Source organism: Caulobacter sp. UNC279MFTsu5.1 (genome assembly GCF_900114015.1).
Taxonomy (GTDB): Bacteria; Pseudomonadota; Alphaproteobacteria; order Caulobacterales; family Caulobacteraceae; genus Caulobacter.
This window is the reverse complement of sequence record NZ_FORN01000010.1, coordinates 31,698-54,384: the sequence shown is the minus strand read 5'-3', so window position 1 is coordinate 54,384 and position 22,687 is coordinate 31,698. Positions and strand designations below refer to the sequence as shown.

Below are 22,687 nucleotides of genomic sequence, written 5' to 3'. Positions count from 1 at the left end.
GGTCAAGCCGCCCGGCGCGGCCGACCTGTCCGCGTCAGGCGATCAGCTCGTAGGCCGGCAGGGTCAGGAACTCCTCCAGCGTGTCGGACAGCACCATCCGCGAGAACAGCAACGCGGCGTCCTCCAGGCGGGGCGAGGGGAAGTCGCGACGCAGGTCGGCCATCTCCTGGGTCAGCAGGCTAACGAACAGCTGCGAGCTCATCTGGCGGCCGTCGGCGAGATCCGCGCCCAGGCGGATCCACTGCCACAGCTGGGTGCGGCAGATCTCGGCCGTGGCCGCGTCCTCCATCAGGTTGTAGAGCGGCACGGCGCCCCGGCCCTCGATCCAGGCCTGGGTGTAGCGCACCCCGACGCGGATGTTCTCGCGCACGCCGGCCTCGGTGCGCTGGCCCTCGTGCAGCTCCAGCATCTGGCCCTGGGTGATCGTCAGGTCGGCCAGGCGCTTGTCCAGCTGGTTGGGCGTCGGCATCAGGCGGTCGAAGACCTCCAGGGCCACGGGCACCAGGTCGGGGTGGGCGACCCAGGTGCCGTCGTGGCCGGCGCCGGCTTCACGCTCCTTGTCGGCGCGGACCTTGGCGAAGGCGGCCTGGTTGGCGGCGTCGTCGCCCTTGACCGGGATCTGGGCGGCCATGCCGCCCATGGCGAAGGCTCCGCGCCGGTGGCAGGTCTGGATCAGCTTCAGCGAATAGGCGCCCAGGAAGGCCTTGCCCATGACCATGGCCGAACGGTCGGGCGTCAGGAACTCCGGCCGGCGGCCCAGGCGCTTGATGAACGAGAAGATGTAGTCCCAGCGGCCGCAGTTGAGGCCCGCCATGTGGTCGCGCAGTTCGTAGAGGATCTCGTCCATCTCGAAGGCGGCGGGGATGGTCTCGATCAGCACCGTGGCCTTGATCGTGCCGACCGACAGGCCCAGGGCCTCCTGGGCGTGGACGAACACCTCGTTCCACAGGCGCGCCTCCAGGTGGCTCTCCAGCTTGGGCAGGTAGAAGTAGGGGCCCGAACCCTGAGCCAGGGCCGTCCTGGCGTTGTGGAACAGGTAGAGGCCGAAGTCGAACAAGGCTCCGCTGACGGGCTGGCCATCCACTTCCATGTGCTGTTCAGGCAGATGCCAGCCACGGGGGCGGATTTTCAGGACGGCTGGGTTGGCTCCCAGCGCATAGCGCTTGCCGGACTTGGGATCGACGTGGGTCAGGTCTCCCGCCCAGCGATCCTTCAGATTGACCTGGCCTTCCATGACATTGGCCCAGGTCGGCGAGGTGGCGTCCTCGAAGTCGGCCATGAACACCTTGGCCCCGCAGTTGAGGGCGTTGATGATCATCTTGCGGTCCACCGGACCGGTGATCTCGACCCGGCGGTCCTGCAGGTCGCCCGGGATCGGCGCGATGGTCCAGTCGGCGGCCCGCATCTCGGCGGTCTCCGGCAGGAAGTCGGGCAGCTCGCCGGCGTCGAAGCGGGCCTGGCGGGCGACCCGCGCCGCCAGCAGCGCGCGGCGACGGGCGTCGAACCGGCGGTGCAGGTCGGCCACGAAGGCCAGGGCCTGCGGCGTCAGGATCTCCACCGCGCGGCCCTCGACGGGACCGTTGATCTGGACGTTGGCGGCGATGTCGAGGGGCATGGCGGATCCTGCGGGTCTGTAAGGGCGTGTCGACGAGGTGTCTTAGCTCAGGCGCTCTTGGCGGCGCCATTGGGACGAACGGTCGGGACGATCTGGTCGCCCCAGTTGCCCGCGCCGTCGTGGTGGCGCGAGGTGCGCACCAGTTCGACCGAATAGCCGGCCGCGATGGCGCGCTGCACCGCCTCGTTCAGGCGGTGGGCGGCCTCGGCCACCCGATCGACCGCCCGTTGCTGGTCGGTGGGGTTCGGCATGGCGGCGGGAGCAAACTGCGTGGCGGTCATGATGGACTCCTTGATCGGGTGGACGGGGAAGGGGCGTTTCGCCGGCTATTCGGCGGCGAACTGGTTCATGGTGTTGGCGTGGCCGCCGGCCTTCAGGGCGCGCTCGCCGGCGACCATCTCCTTGAAGCTGTCGCCCAGGTCCGAGCCGACCTCGTGCTGGTGCTTGACCGCCGAGACGCCGCGGCGGATCTCCTCGCGCTGCACCGAATTGACGTAGGCCTTCATCCGGTCCTCGCCGAAATAGCCGCGCGACAGCTCGTCCATGCTCTTGGCCGTCAGGTGGAAGGTCGGCAGGGTGATCAGGTTGTGGAACACCCCGGCCCGGGCCGAGATGTCGACCTGGAATCGGGCCAGGCGTTCGTCGGTCTCGCGGCCCAGATCGCTGGCGTCGAACTCGGCCGACATCAGGCCCGCGCCGTCGGGATAGCTGTCCTTGTGGATCTTGCCTTCGGCGATCCACTGGTCACGCACCTGGCGGCGCAGGTTCAGTGTCCAGTTGAACGACGGCGAGTTGTTGTAGGTCAGCTTGGCGTTGGGCACGACCTTGCGGATCTCGGCCACCATCGAGGCGATCTCGTCGACATTGGGGGTGTCGGTCTCGATCCACAGCAGGTCGGCGCCGCCCTGGGTCAGCGAAGCGATGCAGTCCTCGATCACCCGGGCCCGGCCAGTGCCCTCCTGGAAGGCGAACAGGCCGTTGGGCATGCGCACCGGCTTTTCGAACCGGCCGTCGCGGTACAGCGCCAGCTCGCCCGGCAGGATGGGGTTGCCCTCGGTGATGGCCTCGGTCTTCAGCCACTTGATGTAGTCGCTGGCCAGGTCGCCGGGCTCCTGGCTGACCGGCACCTTCTGGGTCAGGCCCGCGCCCAGGCTGTCGGTGCGGGCGACGATCACGCCCTGGTCGACGCCCAGCTCTTCGAAGGCCAGGCGGCAGGCGCGCAGCTTCTCGATGAAGTCCTCGCGCGGCACGGTGACCTTGCCGTCCTGGTGGCCGCACTGCTTGGCGTCAGAGACCTGGTTCTCGATCTGCAGGCAGCAGGCGCCGGCCTTGATCATCTCCTTGGCCAGCAGGTAGGTGGCGTTCTCGTTGCCGAAGCCGGCGTCGATGTCGGCGATGATCGGCACGACGTGGGTCTCGAAGCCGTCGATGGCCTTGATGGCCGCCTGTTCGGCGACGGCGTCGCCCGCTTCGCGGGCCGCGCGCAGGGTTTTGAACAGGTCGTTGATCGCCACCTCGTCGGCCTGGCGCAGCGAGACGTAGATCTCCTCGATCAGGTCGACCACCGAGGTCTTCTCGTGCATCGACTGGTCGGGCAGATGGCCGAAGCGGTTGCGCAGGCCCGCCACCATCCAGCCGGACAGGTAGACATAGGCCCCCTTGGTCGTGCCGCGCAGGCGCTTGACCGACTTGATCATCTGCTGGGCGTGGAAGCCCGACCAGCAGCCCAGCGACTGGGTGAACTTGCCGCTGTCGGCGTCGTACTCGGCCATGTCGGCGCGCATGACGCCGGCCATCTGGCGGGCGATGTCCAGGTGGGTCGAAAAGGTGTTCTGCAGCTTCAGCTGGATGATGTCGTCCACCGCGACGCCGCCCGGCGCCGCGCCGTCGGGATAGCGGGCCAGCAGGGCTTGGCGGTGTTCGGCGTAGGTCTTGCGCAGCGTCATGGCTCTTGTCCCATCGTCGGCTCGGCCGCGGAGGCCGGGCGGAAAAGTTCGTGAGGGGAGCTAGCGTCGCGGCGCGCGGCGCGTCGAACCTATTGAAGGCAATTTGTCATAAATCGACTTTGTAATTCTTGTAAATCCATGACAACGTGACCGAATGGCGACCCACGACAAGAAGCTGTTTCTCGGCGGCCGACTCAAGCGGCTGCGGCGCGACCTGGGCGTCACCCAGAGCCGCATGGCCGAGAACCTGGGCGTCTCGGCCAGCTACCTGAACCTGCTGGAACGCAACCAGCGGCCGGTCACCGCCCAGATCCTGCTGCGCCTGGCCGACGCCTACGACCTGGACCTACGCAGCCTGTCGGCCGACGATCCGGGCGGCGGGGCGGGGCTGGACGAGGTGCTGGCCGACAAGATGTTCGCCGACCTGGGCGTCAGCCGCCACGAGGCGGCCGAGGTCGCCGAGCTGTCGCCGGGCATCGCGGAGGCCATGGCGCGGCTCTATCGCGCCTATCTGGACCGCGGCCGGCTGATCGACCTGGGGGCCTTCGAGCGTCCGGACGGGGCCGCGCCGGTCTCCTCCCACTCGCCCACCGACTGGGTGCGCGACCTGGTGGGCGCCCAGCGCAACCACTTCGCCGAACTGGAGACCGCGGCCGAGCCGATCGTCGCGGCGATGAAGGCCGATCCCCAGGATCTGGGACCCGCCGTCCGCGCCCGGCTGCTGGAGCGCTTCGGCATCCAGGCGCGGGTCATGCCGGTCGAGACCATGACCGGCTCGCTGCGGCGCTACGACCATCACCGCAAGCGGTTGATGCTGTCGGAGACCCTGGCCCCGGCCAGCCGGATCTTCGCCATGTGCTACCAGCTGGGCCTGATGGAGGCGGGCGAGACCCTGTTGGCCCTGACCGACCGTTTCCAGGCCCCCGACCGCGCCACGCGCCAGCTGCTCAAGGTGTTCCTCGACAACTACCTGGCCGCGGCGATCATGACGCCGTACGAGCCGTTCCTGGCGGCCATGGAGGCCAGCGGCTACGACATCGAGCGGGTGCGCGCGCGGTTCGGGATCAGCTACGAGCAGGCCGCCCAGCGCCTGACCACGCTCAGCCGGCCGGGGTCGCGCGGCGTGCCGTTCTTCATGATGCGGCTGGACGCGGCCGGCAACATCTCCAAGCGCTTCGCGGCCGGGCCGTTCCCGTTCTCGCGGTTCGGCGGCGCCTGTCCGCGCTGGAACGTCCACGACAGCTTCAAGACCCCGGGGCGGATCGTCACCCAGGTGATCGAGACCCCGGACCGCGAGCGCTATTTCACCCTGTCGCGCACCGTGCGGCGGGTGTCGGGCCTGCAGGCGGGGCTGGAGGACGAGCTGGTGGTGGGGCTGGGCTGCGAGCTCAAGCACGCCGGCAAGCTGGTCTACGCCCGAGGGCTGGACATCGCCGCGCCGGCGGCGATCGAGATCGGCCCGTCGTGCCGGATCTGCGAGCGGCCGGCCTGTCCGCAACGGGCCGCCGCGCCGATCAATCGGACCCTGTTGGTCGAGGAGGCCAGCAAGGCGGTGTCGCCGTTCCCGTTCGTGGCGTGATGCGCCTCAGGGCTGCTCGGCCAGGCTGAAGATCTGTTCGGCCGGCGTCCACTTCTGGCCCGGCGCGGCCCAGGGCAGGGCCTTCTGCAACTGGCCCATCAGCGCCTCCCAGGCCTGCACGTCAGGATTGTCTGCGTCGGCGGCCGCCTTGGCTTCGGGCGAGAAGTCGGGTCCGGTCTCCATGATCATGAACAGCCGAGGGCCGGTCAGCCAGATCTGCATGTCGAGGATCCCGGCTCGGCGAATCGACTCGGTCACGGCCGAGGGAGGACCGCCCGGCGCGTGCCAGCGGCGGTAGGCCGCGATGGTTTCGGGGTCATCGTGCAGATCCAACGCGAAGCAAAAGCGCGTGGTCATGGGTTTTCCTCCCTGGGGTCCCTTGGCGCGCTCTTTTCATATTTGACGCGCCATATCATATGTGATGATTTCGTTTCAGATAAGCGGGGTCGGGTCAACCGCCCTCCTGGAAGGAACCCCATGGAACAACGTCAATCGGAGCGGACGGCGCTGGCCCCGCTCGTGCTCATCGTCGCCCTGTTCTTTCTGTGGGGCGTCGCCAACAACCTCAACGACGTGCTGATCCCGCACCTGAAGAAGGCCTTCTTCCTGACCGACCTGCAGTCAGGCTTGGTGCAGATGGCCTTCTATCTGGGCTATTTCTTCCTCGCCTTGCCGGCCAGCGCCGTGATGCGCCGCTACGGCTACAAGGCCGCGGTGATCGTCGGTCTGCTGCTGTTCGGCCTGGGCGCCCTGCTGTTCTGGCCCGCCGCCGAGGCGCGGCAGTATTCCTTCTTCCTGGCCGCTCTGTTCGTCCTGGCCTCGGGCCTGGCCTTCCTGGAGACCTCGGCCAATCCCTTGATCACCGTGCTGGGCGACCCGGCCAGGGCCGAGCAGCGCCTCAACTTCGCCCAGGCCTTCAATCCGCTGGGCTCGATCACCGCCGTGGTGGTCGGCCGGCAGTTCATCCTGTCGGGCGTGGAGCCGACCAAGGCCGAGTTCGCCGCCATGACCCCGGCCCAGCTGAACGCCTTCCAGACCGCCGAGGCCCATTCGACCCAGGTTCCGTACCTGATCATCGCCGCCGTGGTGCTGGCCTGGGCGCTGTTGGTGGCGCTGACCAAGTTCCCCCATCAGGCGGGGCGGCCCGATCCCGGCGAGGACGAGGCCGGCCTGCCCGCCGCCCAGGCGATCCCGGCCCTGCTGGCGCGGCCCCGGTTCGTGTTCGGCGTGGCCGCCCAGTTCTTCTATGTCGGCGCCCAGGTCGGGGTCTGGAGCTTCATGATCCGCTACGCCCAGCACGAGGTGCCGGGAATGGGCGAGAAGGCGGCGGCGGCCTATCTGTCGTGGTCGCTGGTCGGCTTCATGGCCGGACGCTTCATCGGCACGGCCGCCATGAACCGCCTGAGCCCCTCGCTGCTGATGGGCCTGTTCGCGGCGGTCAATGTCGGCCTGACCCTGGTGGCGGCCCTGGTGGGCGGCAAGGTCGGGCTCTACGCCTTGGCCTCGACCAGCTTCTTCATGTCGATCATGTTCCCGACCATCTTCGCCGGCTCGCTGAAGGGCCTGGGACCGCTGACCAAGACCGGCTCGTCGTTCCTGGTGATGAGCATTATCGGCGGGGCCGTGCTGACCACTTTGATGGGAGCTGTCTCGGACGTCAGCGCCATCAACATGGCCATTCTGGTGCCCTGCGCCTGTTTCGCGGTGGTCGGGCTGTTCGGCTTCACCGCCGGCCGCGCCACCCGCGAAGACCTAAAGGCCGCCCCGGCCGGAGCTCACTGATGATGATGGACACCCTGGTCTGCGCCGCGCCCGGCCAACTGGTTCTCGAACGCCGCCCGATCCCCGAGCGGGCGGACGACGAGGTGCTGATCCGCGTGCGCCGGGTCGGGGTGTGCGGCACCGACATGCACATCTATCGCGGCACCCAGCCGTTCCTGGCCTATCCGCGCGTGATGGGCCACGAACTGGCCGGCGAGGTGGCCCAGGCGCCGATGGGCAGCGACCTGGCCCCGGGCGATCCGGTCTATGTGATGCCCTACATGTCCTGCGGAACCTGCGCGGCCTGCCGCAAGGCCAAGCCCAACTGCTGCATGAACATCCAGGTGCTGGGCGTGCACCGCGACGGCGGCATGGCGGAGTATCTGGCCGTGCCCCAGGGCTTCGTCCGCAAGGCCGACGGGATCAGCCTGGACGAGGCGGCGATGATCGAGTTCCTGGCCATCGGCGCCCACGCCGTCCGCCGGGCCGCCATAACGCCGGGCCAGTCGGTGCTGGTGGTCGGCGCCGGACCGATCGGCATCGCCGCGGCGCTGTTCGCCAAGCTCCAGGGCGGGATCGTCACCGCGCTGGACGGCCGCCAGGACCGCCTGGACTTCTGTCGCGACCACCTGGGCGCGGACCATGTCGCGGCCCTGGGCGAGGGCACGCGGCAGGCCTTGTCCGACATCACGGACGGCGACTTCTTCGACGTGGTCTTCGACGCCACCGGCAACCCCAAGGCTATGGAGGCCGGCTTCGCCTATGTGGGCCACGGCGGCACCTATGTGCTGATCTCGGTGGTCGGGGCGGACATCACCTTCTCGGATCCGGAGTTCCACAAGCGCGAGACGACCCTGCTGGGCAGCCGCAACGCCACGCCGGAAGACTTCGACGCCGTCGTCGAGGCGATGAAGGCTGGCAAGGTGCCCACCAAGGCCCTGAACACCCACGCCGCCACCCTGGCGGAAGTCGCCCAGGCCCTGCCGGGCTGGATGGAGCCGCAGGCGGGGGTGATCAAGGCGATCGTGTCGTGCTGATCGACGCCCACCAGCACTTCTGGCGGGTGGGCGAGAACGGCTTTTCCTGGCCGACGCCGGACCTGGCGGCCATCCACCGCGATTTCGGCCCCGCCGACCTCGCGGCGGTCGCGGCGCCCTTCGGCCTGACGGGCTGTGTGCTGGTGCAGTCCCAGCCGGACGACCGTGACACCGACTGGCTGCTGGCGGTCGCCGCCGACGAGCCGCTGGTGCTGGCCGTGGTGGGCTGGGCCGATCTCGCCGCCCCCGACGCCCCGGCCCGGATCGCCGATCTGAGCCGCAATCCCAAGCTCCGCGGCCTGCGGCCGATGCTGCAGAGCCTCGAAGACGACGCCTGGATCGCCGCCCCGGGCCTGGAGCCGGCGCTGGACGCCATGGTCGCCCACGGCCTGTCCCTGGACGCCCTGGTCCTGACCCGCCACCTGCCGCACCTGCTGGCCCTGGCGCGCCGCCGGCCGGACCTGGCCATCGTCATCGACCACGGCGCCAAGCCGCCGATCGCCGCCGGCGATCATGACGGCGCCTGGGCGCGCGGGATCGACGCCCTGGCGGCGCTGCCCCAGGTGTTCTGCAAGCTGTCGGGCCTGCTGACCGAAGCCGCGCCGGGGCAGGGGAGCGAAGCGCTTTCGCCCTATGTCGCCCGTCTGGTGGCGGCCTTCGGTCCCGAACGCCTGATGTGGGGCAGCGACTGGCCGGTGCTGAACCTGGCGGGCGACTATGGCGGTTGGCTGCCCCTGGCCAGGAACCTCAGCGGGCTGAGCGATCCGGCCGACCAGGCGGCCCTGTTCGGCGAGACATGCCGCCGCTTCTATCGGATATAGGGCCATGATCGAGCCCGAGGAAATCTCCGCCAAATACCGCGCCCCGGCCCTCGAAAAGGGCCTGGATGTGCTGGAACTGCTGGCCGCGCGCGGCGCGCCCATGGGCATGGTCCAGATCGCCGCGGCGCTGAACCGTTCGGTCAGCGAGCTGTTCCGGATGGTCCAGGTCCTGGAGCACCGGGGCTATGTGGCCAACACCCCGGAGGGCGACGGCCTGGTGTTGACCAACAAGCTGTTCTCGCTGGGCATGACCCGGGCGCCGGCCAGGAGCGTGCTGGAGGCGGCCCTGCCCGTGATGCGGCGCCTGACCGAGGTGATCGGCCAGTCGTGCCACCTGGCGGTGGCCAGCGCCGGCGAGATGGTGGTGGTGGCCAGGATCGAGGCCCCGGGCAACCAGGGCTTCTCGGTGCGCGTCGGCTATCATCGGGCCATCGTCGAGGCGACCTCGGGCCTGGTGCTCTACGCCTTCCAGCCTGAAACCGTTCGCGCCGAGTGGCGCGCCCGCCTCGAACCCACCGTCGCGCCGAGCGTCTGGGCCAAGTTCGAGGCCGGGGCCGACCAGGCCCGGGTCGACCGGTACGTCCAGGCGCCCAGCGGCGTGACCCGGCTGGTGGTCGACCTCTCGGCGCCGATCTTCGGGCCGGACGGCGTCGCCGCGGCCCTGACCTCACCGTATGTCGAAACGCCCACGGCCATTCCCGTGCCCGACACGATCGCCGCCCTGCGGGCGGCGGCCGACGAGATTTCCGCGGAACTTGGAGGCCAATTCCAGTGACCCTTACCGACGCCGCTCAGGCGTCTCCTCGCGACCGGGCGGAGCGCCGCGGCCGATTGAACCTGCCGCCGCTGGGCTTCGGGGCCGCGGCGGTGGGCAACCTCTACGCCGCCATGAGCGACGCGGCCGCGCGCGAGACGATCGACGCGGCCCTGGCCGCCGGCCTCGCCTATTTCGACACGGCGCCGCACTACGGCTTCGGCCTCAGCGAGACCCGTCTGGGCGCGGCTCTGCCGGCGAACGTCAAGATCTCCACCAAGGTGGGCCGGCTGCTGCGCCCGGCGCCGGAAGCGGACCCGGCGGCCGAACGCCACGGCTTCGTCGGCGCCGCGCCGTTCGAGCCGGTGTTCGACTACTCCTACGACGGCGTCATGCGCTCGTTCGAAGCCAGCCTGGACCGCCTGGGACGCGACTATGTCGATGTGCTGCTGGCCCACGATCTGGGGGCGGTGACCCACGGCGCCGACGACGCCGCGCGGCGGCGCGAATTCTTCGAGGGCGGCTACAAGGCGATGCGCGGTCTGCGCGACGGCGGCGCCGTCGGCGCCATCGGCCTGGGCGTCAACGAGTGGGAGATCTGCGACGCGGCGCTGGACGAGGGCGACTTCGACGTCTTCCTGCTGGCCGGCCGCTACACCCTGCTGGAGCAGACGGCGCTGGACCGCTTCCTGCCGCGCTGCGCGGCCCGCGACGTGTCGATCATCGTGGGCGGCCCGTTCAATTCGGGGGTCCTGGTCGAGGGCGTCAAGCCCGGCGCCCACTACAATTACGGCCCGGCCTCGGCCGAGATCCTTGATCGCGTCCACCGGCTGGAGGCGGTCTGCCTGGCGCACGCCACGCCGCTGGCCGCCGCCGCCCTGCAATTCCCGCTGGCCCACTCGCAGGTCGTCAGCGTCATTCCCGGCATGTCCAGCCCCGCCCAGGTGCGCCAGGCCCTGGTGTGGGCGGCGCACCCCATTCCCGACGCGCTGTGGGACGATCTTCGCGCCGAGGACCTGCTGCACACGGACGCGCCGACGCCCAGGACGACCCGATGAGCGCGATCCTGCTGCATCCCGACGACAACGTGCTGGTGCTCAGCGCCCCCGTGCACGCCGGCCAGGCCGTGACGATCGACGGCCAGGCCGTGACGGTCATCTCGGACGTCGCTGTCGGCCACAAGCTGGCCCGCCACGCCCTCGCGGTCGGCGACAAGGTGCTCAAGTACGGCGCGCCGATCGGCTCGATCACCGCTCCGGTCGCCGCTGGCGGCCACGTCCATCTGCACAATATGAGGAGCGACTACATCGCCAGCCACACCCGGCAGGCGACGGGCGCGAAGGGATCATGACCATGTCGCACGCGCTGAGCGGCTATTTGCGGGCCGACGGCCGCAAGGGGATCCGCAACGTCGTGGCCGTCGCCTATCTGGTCGAGTGCGCCCACCACGTCGCCCGGGCGATCGTGACCCGGAGCGACGACACCGAGGTCCACCTGATCGGCTTTCCAGGCTGCTATCCCAACGCCTACGCGCTGAAGGTCATGCAGGCGATCACGACCCACCCGAACGTCGGCGGCGTGCTGCTGGTCTCGCTGGGCTGCGAGAGCTTCAACCGCGAACAGCTGCGCGCGACCATCGAGGCCAGCGGGCGGCCGGTCGAGACCCTGGTTATCCAGGAGAACGGCGGCACCGCCAGCACGATCGCCAAGGGGCTGGAGGCGGTCGCCCGCCTGCGGACCGTCGCCGGCCAGACGCCGCGGGCGCCCATGGCGATCTCCGAGCTGGTGATCGGCACCATCTGCGGCGGCTCGGACGGCACCAGCGGCATCACCGCCAACCCGGCTGTCGGGCGGGTGTTCGACCGCCTGGGCGCCGCGGGCGCGGCCTGCGTCTTCGAGGAAACGGGCGAACTGGTCGGCTGCGAGACGATCATGGCCAGCCGGGCGATCACGCCGGAGCTGGGCCTGGAGCTGGAGCGCAGCGTCCAGAAGGCCGAGGCCTACTACACCGTCATGGGCTACGGCAGCTTCGCGCCGGGCAACGCCGAGGGCGGGCTGACCACCCAGGAAGAAAAGTCGATGGGGGCCTATTCCAAGTCCGGCTCGGCGCCCATCGTCGGCATCCTCAAGCCCGGCGACCTGCCGCCCAGCGGCGGGCTCTACCTACTGGACGTGGTGCCGGACGGCGAGGTGCGGTTCGGTTTTCCCAACATCTCCGACAACGCCGAGATCGTCGAGCTGATCGCCTGCGGCGCCCACATCACCCTGTTCACCACCGGGCGCGGCTCGGTGGTCGGCTCGGCGATCTCGCCGGTCATCAAGATCTGCGCCAATCCCGAGACCTATCGCAAGCTGAGCGGCGACATGGACGTCGACGCCGGCCGCATCATGGAAGGGCGTGGGACCCTGGACGAGGTCGGGGCCGAGATCCACGACCTGGTCCTGGCCGTGGCGGGCGGCCAGCGCACGGTCTCCGAGGCCCTGGGCCACCAGGAGTTCATCCTCACCTACAAGGCCTTCGACCCGATCGGTCCGGCCTGCCTTCCGCTTCGGCGGGCCAGTTAGAGAGTAATCGAGATGGGAAGACTTTCCGGCAAAACCGCCCTGGTTACGGCGGCGGCGCAGGGCATCGGCAAGGCCAGCGCCGAGCTGTTCGCCCGCGAAGGCGCGCGGGTGATCGCCACCGACGTCAACGAGGCCCTGCTGGCCCAGGTGGAGGGTTGCGAGACCCGCCGCCTGGACGTGCTGGACCCGAAGGCCATCACCGACCTCGCCGCCGAACTGGGTCCGCTCGACGTGCTGTTCAACTGCGCCGGCTTCGTGCATTCGGGCACCATCCTCGACTGCGACGAGGCGGCCTGGGCGTTCTCCAACGACCTGAACGTCAACGCCATGTATCGGATGATCCGCGCCTTCCTGCCGGCCATGCTGGAGAACGGCGGCGGGTCGATCGTCAACATGTCGTCGGTGGCCAGCTCGATCAAAGGCGTGCCCGGCCGCTTCGCCTACGGGGCGACCAAGGCCGCGGTGATCGGCCTGACCAAGGCCGTGGCCGCCGACTTCGTGGGGCGGGGCGTGCGCTGCAACGCCATCTGCCCGGGCACGGTCGAGACGCCGTCGCTGAACCAGCGCCTGGCCGACACCGGCGACTACGAGGCCGCCCGACAAGCCTTCACCGCGCGCCAGCCGATGGGGCGCCTGGGCAAGCCCGAGGAACTGGCGCAACTGGCTCTGTACCTGGCCAGCGACGAGTCGGCGTTCACCACCGGCCAGATCCACATCATCGACGGCGGCTGGATCAACTGAAGCGCCACCGCAAGCGGCGCCATCCGTTAACCGTGTCGCGCTAAGGTCGCGCCATGCGATCAGATGTCGAATACGGATCACGCGGTCTCGATCAGCGGGCCCACCCCCGCACGCCAACCCGGCGCAAGGCCTATCTGGTCGACGGCCGCAAGGCCTGGAAGTGCTCGCTGATCGACATCGCCGACGGCGGGGCCCGGATCTCGCTGGCCGACATGGGCCTGCCCGAGGAAGGGATCTTCCTGGTGGATTCGATCGCCAAGCGGATCCACCTGACGCGCGTGGTCTGGCGGTCCCAGAAGGAAGCCGGCCTGCAGTTCATCGAGAGCGAGGCGCTGGACGGGCCGGCCGGCGGCAAGGAAGGCGCGGTGACCATCGCCACGCGCTTCGCCTGGCGGCTGAACGGCGCCTAGCCGTCGGCGCGATCGCCGAGGCCGTCCATTGGCGGCGAAGATGCGGCGCGGCAGGTTTCGACCTTGAAATGCGCCGGCAACGTGGCCGGGCAACTAAGGCTGCGAGCAACCGCGAATGCGGCTTCGGGCATCCGTTTCGCCATCGTGGCGTTTGATGCTTCGGACACGGCAGCGTTTGTCCGCTCTCCTAGCCCTGCGCGCCCGAGACCTCGATGACCGAACCCCGCCGACCGATCCGCCCTGTCAGCCGCAAGGCGCAAATCATCGGCGGCGCGATCGCCTTGGCGGTCCTGGCCGGCGTGGTGTGGCTGGCCTGGAGCCTGATGCACGCGCCCAAGGGCGAGGGCGGCGGGGCGGGCGGCCCTGGCGGAGGCTTCGGCGGCGGTTTCGGCGGGGGGCGGCGTGGCGGTCCGGCCAGCACCGTGGCGATCGCGACCGCGACCCAGGCCGACCTGCCGGTGGTGATCGAGGCCCTGGGCACGGTGACCCCGGCGGCGACGGTCACCGTCCGGCCGCAGGTGGCGGGCGTGATCACCCAGGTCCTGTTCAAGGAAGGCCAGATGGTCCGGGCCGGCCAGCCGCTGGTGCAGATCGATCCGCGCCAGTTTCAGATGAACCTGATGCAGGCCCAGGGCAATCTGACCCGCGACGAGGCCCAGCTGGCCAGCGCCCAGGTCACCCTGGCGCGCTACCAGACGCTGCTGGCCCAGGACTCCATCGCCCGTCAGGACGTCGACACCCAGGCCGCGACCGTCAAGCAGCTGCAGGGCACGGTGATGGCCGACAGAGCCGCCGTCGGCACCGCTCGTCTGAACGTCGGCTACGCCCGCATCGTCGCCCCGGTCAGCGGCCGGGTCGGCCTGCGGGTCGTCGACGTCGGCAACTATGTCGGCGCGGGCGACGCCAGCGGGGTGGCGGTGATCACCACCGTCTCGCCGATCGACGTCGAGTTCACGGTCCCGCAGGACGACGTGCCGCGCATCGGCGCGCGGGCTGACAGCGGCGCGACGCTGCCGGTCATCGCCCTGGACCGCACGCGGACCACGACTCTCGACACGGGAACCTTCTCGACCCTCGACAACGTCGTCGACGTGGGCACCGGCACGGTCAAGGCCAAGGCCCGGTTCCCCAACGCCGGCGGGACCCTGTTCCCCAGCCAGTTCGTCAATATCCGCCTGGAGCTGGACACCATCCGCAACGCGGTGGTCGTGCCGGCCACGGCGTTGCGCCAGAGCACCGACGGCGCCTTCGTCTGGGTGCTGGGCGAGGGCCAGACGGTGCACAAGCGCAAGGTCGTCGCCGGCCCCTCGACCACATCGCAGGTGTCGCTGACCAGCGGATTGCAGGTCGGCGAGAAGGTGATCACCGAGGGCGGCGACCGCCTGCGCGAGGGCGGCAAGGTCCAGCTGCCGGGCCAGGCCGCCGGCCATGGCGGGCAGGGCAAGGGCAAGTGGGCCGGCAAGCGGGGCGAGGGCGGCCAGGGGCAGGGCGGCGAGCATCGCCGCCGCCGTCAGCAACAGGCGCAATAGGCCGGCGCATGAACCCCTCGCGCCCCTTCATCCAGCGGCCGGTCGCCACGGCGCTGTTCATGGCGGCCATCGTCCTGGCCGGTCTGGTCGGCTTCCGGCTGCTGCCACTGTCGGCCCTGCCGCAAGTCGACTATCCGACGATCCAGATCCAGACCCTCTATCCCGGGGCCAGCCCCGAGGTGATGAGCCAGACCGTCACCGCGCCGCTGGAGCGCCAGCTGGGCGAGATGGCGGGCCTGGCGCGGATGAGCTCGGTCAGCACGGCCGGGGCCTCGGTCATCACCCTGCAGTTCAATCTGGGCGAAGGGCTCGACGTCGCCGAGCAGGAGGTGCAGGCGGCGATCAACGGGGCCAACAGCCTGCTGCCGGCCGATCTGCCGGCCCCGCCGGTCTACGCCAAGGTCAATCCGGCCGACGCCCCGGTCCTGACCCTGGCGGTGACCTCCGACACCCTGCCGCTGACCGAGGTGCAGAACCTGGTCAACACCCGCCTGGCTCAGAAGGTCAGCCAGGTGTCAGGCGTGGGCCTGGTCACCCTCAGCGGTGGCCAGCGCCCGGCCATCCGCATCCAGGCCGACACCCAGGCCATGGCCAGCTACGGCGTCACCCTGGCCAATGTGCAGAGCGCGATCAGCAGCGCCAACGCCAACAGCGCCAAGGGCAGCTTCGACGGGCCCACCCGCGCCTACACGATCAACGCCAACGACCAGCTGCTGACCGTCGCCGACTATTCGAACCTGATCGTCGCCTACAAGGACAACGCCCCGATCCGCTTGCGCGACATCGCCCAGGTGGTGCAGAGCGCCGAGAACACCCGCCTTGGAGCATGGGCCAACGAGACCCCGGCGATCATCGTCAACGTCCAGCGCCAGCCCGGCGCCAACGTCATCAAGACCGTCGACGCCATCAAGGCCAAGCTGCCGGAGCTGGAGGCGGGCCTGCCGGCCAGCCTGGAAGTCAAGGTGCTGGCTGACCGCACCACCGGCATCCGCGGCTCGGTCCACCACGTGGAGATGGAACTGCTGCTGGCCGTGGTGATGGTCGTGGTGGTGATCTTCTTCTTCCTGCACAGCCTGCGCGCCACCCTGATCGCCGGCCTGGCCGTGCCGATCTCGCTGATCGGCTCGTGCGGGGTGATGTATCTGCTAGGCTTCTCGCTGAACAACCTCAGCCTGATGGCTCTGACCATCGCCACCGGCTTCGTGGTCGACGACGCCATCGTCATGATCGAGAACATCAGCCGGCACCTGGAGAAGGGCGTCAAGCCGATGGCGGCGGCCCTGCAGGGCGCGCGCGAGATCGGCTTCACGATCATCTCGCTGACCGTGTCGCTGATCGCGGTGCTGATTCCGCTGCTGTTCATGGGCGACGTGGTGGGGCGGCTGTTCCGCGAGTTCGCCATCACCCTGGCGATCACCATCCTGATCTCGGCGGTGGTCTCCCTGACCCTGACCCCGATGCTGTCGGCCCGCTGGCTGAAGCCGGCCGGCGAAGAGCACCAGGGCCGGATCGCCCGGAAGTCCCAGGCGGTGTTCGAACGGGTCGAGCGCCAGTACGAAAAGGGCCTGGCCTGGGTGCTGGAGCGCCAGAAGGCCACCCTGGTCGTCGCCGTGGCCACCTTCGCCCTGACCGCCTTCCTCTACCTGGTCATCCCCAAGGGCCTGTTCCCGACCCAGGACACCGGCCAGCTGCAGGCCCGCACCGAGGTCGAGCAGTCGGTGTCGTACGACCGCATGGCCGGACTGCAGCAGCAAGCGGCCAGGGCCATCCTCGACGACCCGGCGGTGGAGAGCCTCAGCTCGTTCATCGGCGTCGACGGCGCCAACAACGCCATGCTCCACACCGGCCAGATGCTGATCAACCTGAGGGCCGATCGCAAAGGCTCGCAGGAGAAGATCATGCAGCGACTGCGCGACCGCGCGGCCGCTGTGCCGGGCGTACACCTCTATCTGCAGCCCACCCAGGACCTGACCATCGACGCCGAGACCGGCCCGACCCTCTACCGCCTGTCGCTGGAAAGCTCGGACACCGCCACGGTCAAGGAATGGGCTGGCAAGCTGGCCGAGCGGCTGGCCAGCGTGAAGTCGGTGCGCAACGTCTATAGCGACGCCAGCGCCACCGGGGCGGCGGCCTATGTCGACATCGACCGCGACACCGCCGCGCGGCTTTCCATCACGGCGTCGGATATCGACGACGCCCTCTACAGCGCCTTCGGCCAGCGGATCGTCTCGACCATCTTCACCGAGACCAACCAGTACCGGGTGATCCTGGAGGCCAAGCCCGGCCTGCTGACCGCGCCGCAGTCGCTGGGCCTGCTGAACCTGAAGACCGGGGGCGGCAGCCCCACGCCGCTGTCGGCGATCTCGACCATCAAGGAGCAGACCGCCCCGCTGCAGGTGACCCACGTCGCCCAGTTCCCGGCCACCACGATCGGCTTCGACACCGCGCCGGGCGTCTCGCTGGGCAAGGCGGTCGACGACATCCGCGCGGCGATGAAGGACATCGGCATGCCGACGGCGGTCACCCATACCTTCCTGGGGGCGGCCGGGGCCTACGAGAACTCGCTCAGCAACCAGCTGTGGCTGATCCTGGCGGCGGTGGTCTGCGTCTACATCGTGCTGGGCGTGCTCTACGAGAGCTACATCCACCCGCTGACCATCCTGTCGACCCTGCCGTCGGCGGGGGTGGGGGCGCTGCTGGCCCTGTGGATCACCGGCAACGACCTGGGCGTGATCGGCATCATCGGCATCATCCTGCTGATCGGCATCGTCAAGAAGAACGCGATCATGATGATCGACTTCGCGATCGACGCGCAGCGCAACCAGGGCAAGAGCCCGCGCGACGCCATCTTCCAGGCCGCCATCCTGCGCTTCCGCCCGATCCTGATGACGACCCTGGCGGCCCTGTTCGCGGCCGTCCCGCTGATGCTGAGCTTCGGCGAGGGCGGCGAGCTGCGCCGGCCGCTGGGCATCGCCATCTTCGGCGGCCTGCTGGTCAGCCAGCTGCTGACCATGTTCACCACCCCGGTGATCTACCTGGCCTTCGACCGCTTCGCGCCGGCCGACAAGGGCCTGCGCCGCGAGCATGACGACCACGTCGCGCTAGACCGCCTGGAACCGGATCCGATCCCGGGAGCGCCGTCGTGAACCTGTCGGCGCCCTTCATCAGGCGGCCGGTCGCCACGGTCCTGTTGACCATCGGCCTGGCCCTGGCCGGGATCACGGCCTTCTTCGTGCTGCCGGTCTCGCCCCTGCCGCAGGTGGACTATCCGACCATCTCGGTCTCGGCCAACCTGTCGGGCGCCAGCCCCGAGACCATGGCCTCCAGCGTCGCCACCCCGCTGGAGCGGCGGCTGGGGGTGATCCCCGGCGTCACCGAGATGACCTCGCAGAGCAACACCGGCTCGGCCCGGGTGACCCTGCAGTTCGATCTCAACCGCAACATCGACGGCGCGGCGCGCGAAGTGCAGGCGGCCATCAACGCCGCCCGTTCGGACCTGCCGGCCACGCTGCGCAGCAATCCCAGCTACCGCAAGCAGAACCCGTCCGACGCGCCGGTGATCATCCTGGCCCTGACCAGCGACACCAAGACCCCGGGCCAGATCTACGACGCGGTGTCCAACATCGTGGCCCAGCGCCTGTCGCAGGTGACCGGGGTGGGCGACGTCGAGATCGGCGGCGGTTCGTTGCCGGCCGTTCGCGTGTCGGCCAATCCGTTCCTGCTCAACAAGTACGGCGTCTCGCTCGAGGACGTCCGCGCCGCCGTCCAGTCGACCAACGCCAACCGGCCCAAGGGCCAGGTCGAGGGCGCCGGCCAGCGCTTCCAGATCTACACCAGCCCCGGCGGGCGCAAGGCGGCCGACTACGCCGGCCTGGTGGTGGCCTGGCGCGGCGACGCGCCGGTGCGGCTGATGGACGTGGCCGAGGTCACCGACAGCGTCGCCGACACCCGGACCCTGGGCCTGTTCAACGGCAAGCCGGCGATCATCATCCTGGTCACCCGCCAGCCGGGAGCCAACATCATCCAGACGGTCGACAGCGTCCGCGCCACCCTGCCGGAGCTGCGCGCCCAGCTGCCCGGCGACATCAACGTGGCGGTGGCCAGCGACAGCACCAACTCGATCCGCGCCTCGCTGCACGAGATCGAGGTCACCCTGCTGATCTCGATCGTGCTGGTGGTGCTGGTGGTCAGCGCCTTCCTGCGCAGCGCCCGGGCCACCTTCATCCCGGCGGCGGCGACCATCGTCTCGCTGCTGGGCACGTTCGGGGTGATGTACCTGCTGGGTTTCTCGCTGAACAACCTCAGCCTGATGGCCATCACCGTGGCCACCGGCTTCGTGGTCGACGACGCCATCGTGGTGCTGGAAAACACCGCCCGCCACATCGAGAAGGGCATGGACCGCTTCCAGGCGGCCCTGCTGGGCGCGCGCGAAGTCGGGTTCACGGTGCTGTCGATCAGCATCTCGCTGGTGGCGGTGTTCATCCCGCTGCTGTTCATGGGCGGCCAGGTGGGACGGCTGTTTCGCGAATTCGCCGTCACCCTGTCGGCGGCGGTGATGATCTCGCTGGTCATCTCGCTGACCACCACGCCGATGATGTGCGCCTATCTGCTGTGGCCGCCCAAGGCGGGTCGGGAGCCGGGGCGGATCGCCCGCTGGTTCGAGGCCGGCTTCGACCGCATCCACCGCACCTATGAATACAGCCTCGACTGGGCCCTGGCCGCCAAGCCCTTGGTGCTGCTGATCCTGGTTGTGGTGATCGCCATGACCGCCTGGCTGTACGTCGCCGTGCCCAAGGGCTTCTTCCCTCAGCAGGACAGCGGCCAGATCCAGGCCGGATTGCGCGCCGACCAGAGCGTGTCGTTCCACGTCATGCAGGCCAAGCTGCGCCAGGTGGTCGACATCATCCGCAAGGACCCCGCGGTCGACACCGTGGTCGGCTTCACCGGCGGCGCCCGGGCCGGCGGCGGTTTCATGTTCGTCAATCTCAAGCCGCTGGGCGACGGGCCCGACGACCGCAAGGAGAAGGGCTCGGCGGTGATCAACCGCCTGCGGCCGCAACTGCAGCGGGTCACCGGCATCAGCGTCTTCCTCAACCCCGTCCAGGACGTGCGGATGGGCGGGCGGCAGAGCAATTCGACCTACCAGTACACCCTGACCAGCGACTCCAGCGACGCCCTGAAGGCCTGGGCCCCCAAGCTGGCCGAGGCGATGAAGGCCAGGTCCGACGTGATGACCGACGTCGACAGCGACCAGTCCGAGAACGGGGTCGAGACCTTCGTCACCATCGACCGCGACAGCGCCTCGCGCATGGGGGTCACGCCGCGCGCGGTCGACAACGCGCTGTACGACGCCTTCGGCCAGCGCCAGGTCGCCACGATCTACGAGGACATCAACCAGTACGCCGTGATCCTGGAATGGGACCGCCGGTTCTCGCAAGGGCCCGAAGCGCTGAACGACGTCTATGTACCGACCAGCGCCGGCGGCGCGGCGGCGGCGAGGTCCACCAGCGGCGCGGCCGTCAATCCGGCGCTGCGCGACGCCTCGACCGGCTCGGCCCTGAACACGGCCCAGACGCCGATGGCGCCGCTGACCGCGATCTCCAGCGTCGCCCAGGCCGCCACCCCGACCTCGATCAACCACCAGAACGGCGAGCTGGCCACCACCATCTCGTTCAACCTGGCGGACGGGGTCTCGCTCAGCGACGCCCAGGCCGCCATCAAGCAGGCCGAGGCCGACATCGCCCTGCCGACCAATGTCCGCGGCAGCTTCCAGGGCAGCGCCCGCGGCGCCCAGGACCAGAACCGGCAGCAGCCGTTCCTGGTCGCCGCCGCCATCGTGGCGATCTACATCGTGCTGGGCATCCTCTACGAGAGCTACGTCCACCCGCTGACCGTGCTGTCGACCCTGCCGGCCGCCGGGGTGGGGGCGATGCTGGCCCTGCTGATCTTCAAGATGGAGTTCTCGGTGATCGCCCTGATCGGGGTGTTCCTGCTGCTGGGCATCGTCAAGAAGAACGCCATCCTGATCATCGACTTCGCCCTGGAGGCCCAGCGGTCGCGCGGGCTGAGCGCCGTCGAGGCGGTGCGCGAGGCCAGCTTGCTGCGCTTCCGCCCCATCCTGATGACCACCCTGGCCGCCGCCCTGGGGGCCTTGCCCCTGGCCATCGGCTTCGGCGAGGGGGCCGAGCTGCGCCGTCCGCTGGGGATCACCATCATCGGCGGCCTGATCGCCAGCCAGCTGCTGACCCTGATCACCACCCCGGTGGTCTATGTCTATCTCGACCGCCTGCGGGGCAAGAGGCGCGACGAGCGCTACCTGGCCCACATGCCCTCCGCGCCGGAGCCCGTCTGATGCTGTCCCTCAAACCCCTCGCTCTCGCCGGCGCTTCGTTGATCCTGCTGTCGGCCTGCACGGTCGGTCCGGCCTACGAGAAGCCCAACGTCACCGCCGCGGCCCTGCCGGCGACCTACAAGGCCCTGGACGGCTGGAAGGTCGCCACGCCCGGCGACCTGATCGACCGCGGCGACTGGTGGACGCTGCTGGGCGATCCGCAGTTGGACGCGTTGATCGCCCGGGTCAATGTCTCCAACCAGACCATCGCCGCCGCCGAGGCCGGCTACCGCCAGGCCCGGGCCCTGGTGCGCGAGCAACGGGCCAGCCTGTTCCCGACCATCGACCTGTCGGGTTCGGCGACCAGGTCGGGCGGCTCCGGCTCGACGTCCGGCGCCGGCGGTTCGAGCAGCGGCCAGCGCTACCAGGCCGGCATCGGCGCCTCCTGGGAGCCGGACCTCTGGGGGCGGATCCGGCAGGGGATCAACGGGGCCAAGGCCTCGGAACAGGCCAGCGCCGCCGACCTGGCCGGGGCCCGGCTGTCGATGCAGGGCGAGCTGGCCGTCAACTATCTGGGCCTGCGCCAGGCCGACGCCGAGATCGCCCTGGTGACGAAGACGGTCGAGGGCTACCAGCGCAGCCTGCAGATCACCCAGAATCGCTACGCCGCCGCCATCGCGCCGAAGTCCGACGTGCTGCAGGCCACCACCCAGCTGGCCGGCGCCCAGGCCGACCTGGAGAGCCTGCGCCAAACCCGCGCGACCTACGAGAACGCCATCGCCACCCTGGTGGGCCAGCCGGCCAGCGGCTTCCGCCTGGCCGCCGATCCGGCCTGGAGCGCCCGCGTGCCCGAGATCCCGGCGGGCGTGCCCTCGACCCTGCTGGAGCGCCGTCCCGACATCGCCGCCGCCGAGCGCCGGGTCGCCGCCGCCAACGCCGACATCGGCGTGGTCCGGGCGGCGTTCTTCCCGACCCTGGGCCTCAGCGCCAACGGCGCCGCCAGCGGCTCCAGCCTGGGCGAGCTGTTCAAGGCCTCGGCCAACACCTGGTCCCTGGGCCTGACCGCGGCCCAGACCCTGTTCGACGCCGGCGCGCGCAAGGCGCGGGTGGAGCAGGCGAGGGCGTCCTACGACGCCGCGGTCGCCGACTATCGCCAAACCGCCTTGGCCGCTTTCGAGGACGTGGAAAACCAATTGACCGCCGCCCAGGTCCTGGAGCGCCGCCACGCCCTGCTGAAGACCAGCTCGGACGCCGCCGATCAGACCGAGCAGATGATGCTCAACCAGTACAAGGCGGGGCAGGTGGCCTATACGGACGTGGTCACGGCCCAGGCCTCCGCCCTGTCGGCGCGGCGGGCGCTGCTGACCGCCGCCGTGGCCCGCCAGACCACGGCCGTGGCCCTGATCCAGGCCCTGGGCGGGGGCTGGAAGGCGTCGGCCTAGCAGAGGGCGCGTCACGGCGCCTGTGGCGACTTGCCTGCTCGTTCGGCGCCGCTATTTCAGGCTAGGCTGTGCAAATACCAGGCTGATTGAGCAACTCCGACCGCGATGCCCCTTCGCCGCTCCCACCAGCCGCCGGACGGCCCTAGGGCGAAGGGC

18 protein-coding genes are annotated in these 22,687 nt (G+C 69.7%); 14 read left to right on the top strand and 4 right to left on the bottom strand.

Annotated features, from left to right (window positions below):
- Nucleotides 1-34: 34 nt before the first annotated feature.
- From aceB to BM066_RS08030, 3 genes are read right to left on the bottom strand one after another with little or no spacing between them, the layout of a single operon-like run.
- The gene (gene aceB / locus BM066_RS08040; RefSeq protein WP_089926087.1) at nt 35-1,615 is read right to left on the bottom strand and encodes a malate synthase A; all 1,581 of its coding nucleotides are present in this window, start codon (nt 1,613-1,615) and stop codon (nt 35-37) included.
- Between the two features lie 47 nt (nt 1,616-1,662).
- A complete protein-coding gene (locus tag BM066_RS08035) occupies nt 1,663-1,896 on the bottom strand; it encodes a hypothetical protein (RefSeq protein ID WP_056751998.1) in 234 nt (77 codons plus the stop codon).
- 45 nt (nt 1,897-1,941) lie between these two features.
- The gene (locus BM066_RS08030; RefSeq protein WP_089926084.1) at nt 1,942-3,561 is read right to left on the bottom strand and encodes an isocitrate lyase; all 1,620 of its coding nucleotides are present in this window, start codon (nt 3,559-3,561) and stop codon (nt 1,942-1,944) included.
- Between the two features lie 154 nt (nt 3,562-3,715).
- Here BM066_RS08030 and BM066_RS08025 point away from each other — a divergent pair, with 154 nt between their 5' ends.
- The gene (locus tag BM066_RS08025; RefSeq protein WP_089926081.1) at nt 3,716-5,140 is read left to right on the top strand and encodes a helix-turn-helix domain-containing protein; all 1,425 of its coding nucleotides are present in this window, start codon (nt 3,716-3,718) and stop codon (nt 5,138-5,140) included.
- Between the two features lie 6 nt (nt 5,141-5,146).
- Here BM066_RS08025 and BM066_RS08020 read toward each other — a convergent pair whose 3' ends face one another.
- Nucleotides 5,147-5,497 carry an L-rhamnose mutarotase gene (locus tag BM066_RS08020; RefSeq protein WP_089926078.1) on the bottom strand — a complete coding sequence of 117 codons (351 nt, stop codon included), beginning with the start codon at nt 5,495-5,497 and terminating at the stop codon, nt 5,147-5,149.
- Between the two features lie 120 nt (nt 5,498-5,617).
- Between BM066_RS08020 and fucP the strand changes: the two genes are divergently transcribed.
- From fucP to BM066_RS07955, 13 genes are all read left to right on the top strand, one after another.
- Nucleotides 5,618-6,922 carry an L-fucose:H+ symporter permease gene (gene fucP / locus BM066_RS08015; RefSeq protein ID WP_089926075.1) on the top strand — a complete coding sequence of 435 codons (1,305 nt, stop codon included), beginning with the start codon at nt 5,618-5,620 and terminating at the stop codon, nt 6,920-6,922.
- Nucleotides 6,922-7,938 (top strand): zinc-binding alcohol dehydrogenase family protein, encoded by a 1,017-nt coding sequence (locus BM066_RS08010; protein ID WP_255367518.1) that lies wholly within the window; start codon nt 6,922-6,924, stop codon nt 7,936-7,938. The genes fucP and BM066_RS08010 overlap by 1 nt, the downstream gene beginning before the upstream one ends.
- Nucleotides 7,932-8,759, top strand: a complete 828-nt coding sequence (locus BM066_RS08005; RefSeq protein WP_089926072.1) for an amidohydrolase family protein — start codon at nt 7,932-7,934, stop codon at nt 8,757-8,759. The genes BM066_RS08010 and BM066_RS08005 overlap by 7 nt, the downstream gene beginning before the upstream one ends.
- 4 nt (nt 8,760-8,763) lie before the next feature.
- Nucleotides 8,764-9,534, top strand: coding sequence for an IclR family transcriptional regulator (locus BM066_RS08000; RefSeq protein ID WP_089926068.1), 771 nt, complete (start codon nt 8,764-8,766; stop codon nt 9,532-9,534).
- The gene (locus BM066_RS07995; RefSeq protein ID WP_089926065.1) at nt 9,531-10,571 is read left to right on the top strand and encodes an aldo/keto reductase; all 1,041 of its coding nucleotides are present in this window, start codon (nt 9,531-9,533) and stop codon (nt 10,569-10,571) included. The genes BM066_RS08000 and BM066_RS07995 overlap by 4 nt, the downstream gene beginning before the upstream one ends.
- Nucleotides 10,568-10,864, top strand: a complete 297-nt coding sequence (locus BM066_RS07990; protein WP_089926063.1) for a UxaA family hydrolase — start codon at nt 10,568-10,570, stop codon at nt 10,862-10,864. The genes BM066_RS07995 and BM066_RS07990 overlap by 4 nt, the downstream gene beginning before the upstream one ends.
- Nucleotides 10,861-12,078, top strand: coding sequence for a UxaA family hydrolase (locus BM066_RS07985; RefSeq protein WP_255367517.1), 1,218 nt, complete (start codon nt 10,861-10,863; stop codon nt 12,076-12,078). The genes BM066_RS07990 and BM066_RS07985 overlap by 4 nt, the downstream gene beginning before the upstream one ends.
- 12 nt (nt 12,079-12,090) lie before the next feature.
- Nucleotides 12,091-12,819, top strand: coding sequence for an SDR family oxidoreductase (locus tag BM066_RS07980; protein ID WP_089926061.1), 729 nt, complete (start codon nt 12,091-12,093; stop codon nt 12,817-12,819).
- A 53-nt stretch (nt 12,820-12,872) separates the two neighbouring features.
- The gene (locus tag BM066_RS07975; protein ID WP_089926058.1) at nt 12,873-13,229 is read left to right on the top strand and encodes a PilZ domain-containing protein; all 357 of its coding nucleotides are present in this window, start codon (nt 12,873-12,875) and stop codon (nt 13,227-13,229) included.
- A 212-nt stretch (nt 13,230-13,441) separates the two neighbouring features.
- Nucleotides 13,442-14,758 (top strand): efflux RND transporter periplasmic adaptor subunit, encoded by a 1,317-nt coding sequence (locus BM066_RS07970; RefSeq protein WP_089926055.1) that lies wholly within the window; start codon nt 13,442-13,444, stop codon nt 14,756-14,758.
- A gap of 8 nt (nt 14,759-14,766) precedes the next feature.
- The gene (locus BM066_RS07965; protein WP_089926053.1) at nt 14,767-17,904 is read left to right on the top strand and encodes a multidrug efflux RND transporter permease subunit; all 3,138 of its coding nucleotides are present in this window, start codon (nt 14,767-14,769) and stop codon (nt 17,902-17,904) included.
- Entirely contained in the window at nt 17,901-21,110 is a 3,210-nt protein-coding gene (locus tag BM066_RS07960) for an efflux RND transporter permease subunit (RefSeq protein ID WP_089926049.1), read from the top strand. Before BM066_RS07965 ends, BM066_RS07960 begins: the two co-directional genes overlap by 4 nt.
- Nucleotides 21,110-22,531, top strand: a complete 1,422-nt coding sequence (locus BM066_RS07955) for an efflux transporter outer membrane subunit (protein ID WP_089926046.1) — start codon at nt 21,110-21,112, stop codon at nt 22,529-22,531. Before BM066_RS07960 ends, BM066_RS07955 begins: the two co-directional genes overlap by 1 nt.
- The last annotated feature ends 156 nt before the right edge of the window (nt 22,532-22,687 follow it).

Coding starts and splice junctions, on each gene's coding strand:
- aceB (WP_089926087.1), bottom strand. CDS start 1,615: ATGCCCCTCGACATCGCCGCCAACGTCCAGATCAACGGTCCCGTCGAG.
- BM066_RS08035 (WP_056751998.1), bottom strand. CDS start 1,896: ATGACCGCCACGCAGTTTGCTCCCGCCGCCATGCCGAACCCCACCGAC.
- BM066_RS08030 (WP_089926084.1), bottom strand. CDS start 3,561: ATGACGCTGCGCAAGACCTACGCCGAACACCGCCAAGCCCTGCTGGCC.
- BM066_RS08025 (WP_089926081.1), top strand. CDS start 3,716: ATGGCGACCCACGACAAGAAGCTGTTTCTCGGCGGCCGACTCAAGCGG.
- BM066_RS08020 (WP_089926078.1), bottom strand. CDS start 5,497: ATGACCACGCGCTTTTGCTTCGCGTTGGATCTGCACGATGACCCCGAA.
- fucP (WP_089926075.1), top strand. CDS start 5,618: ATGGAACAACGTCAATCGGAGCGGACGGCGCTGGCCCCGCTCGTGCTC.
- BM066_RS08010 (WP_255367518.1), top strand. CDS start 6,922: ATGATGATGGACACCCTGGTCTGCGCCGCGCCCGGCCAACTGGTTCTC.
- BM066_RS08000 (WP_089926068.1), top strand. CDS start 8,764: ATGATCGAGCCCGAGGAAATCTCCGCCAAATACCGCGCCCCGGCCCTC.
- BM066_RS07990 (WP_089926063.1), top strand. CDS start 10,568: ATGAGCGCGATCCTGCTGCATCCCGACGACAACGTGCTGGTGCTCAGC.
- BM066_RS07985 (WP_255367517.1), top strand. CDS start 10,861: ATGACCATGTCGCACGCGCTGAGCGGCTATTTGCGGGCCGACGGCCGC.
- BM066_RS07980 (WP_089926061.1), top strand. CDS start 12,091: ATGGGAAGACTTTCCGGCAAAACCGCCCTGGTTACGGCGGCGGCGCAG.
- BM066_RS07975 (WP_089926058.1), top strand. CDS start 12,873: ATGCGATCAGATGTCGAATACGGATCACGCGGTCTCGATCAGCGGGCC.
- BM066_RS07970 (WP_089926055.1), top strand. CDS start 13,442: ATGACCGAACCCCGCCGACCGATCCGCCCTGTCAGCCGCAAGGCGCAA.
- BM066_RS07965 (WP_089926053.1), top strand. CDS start 14,767: ATGAACCCCTCGCGCCCCTTCATCCAGCGGCCGGTCGCCACGGCGCTG.
- BM066_RS07955 (WP_089926046.1), top strand. CDS start 21,110: ATGCTGTCCCTCAAACCCCTCGCTCTCGCCGGCGCTTCGTTGATCCTG.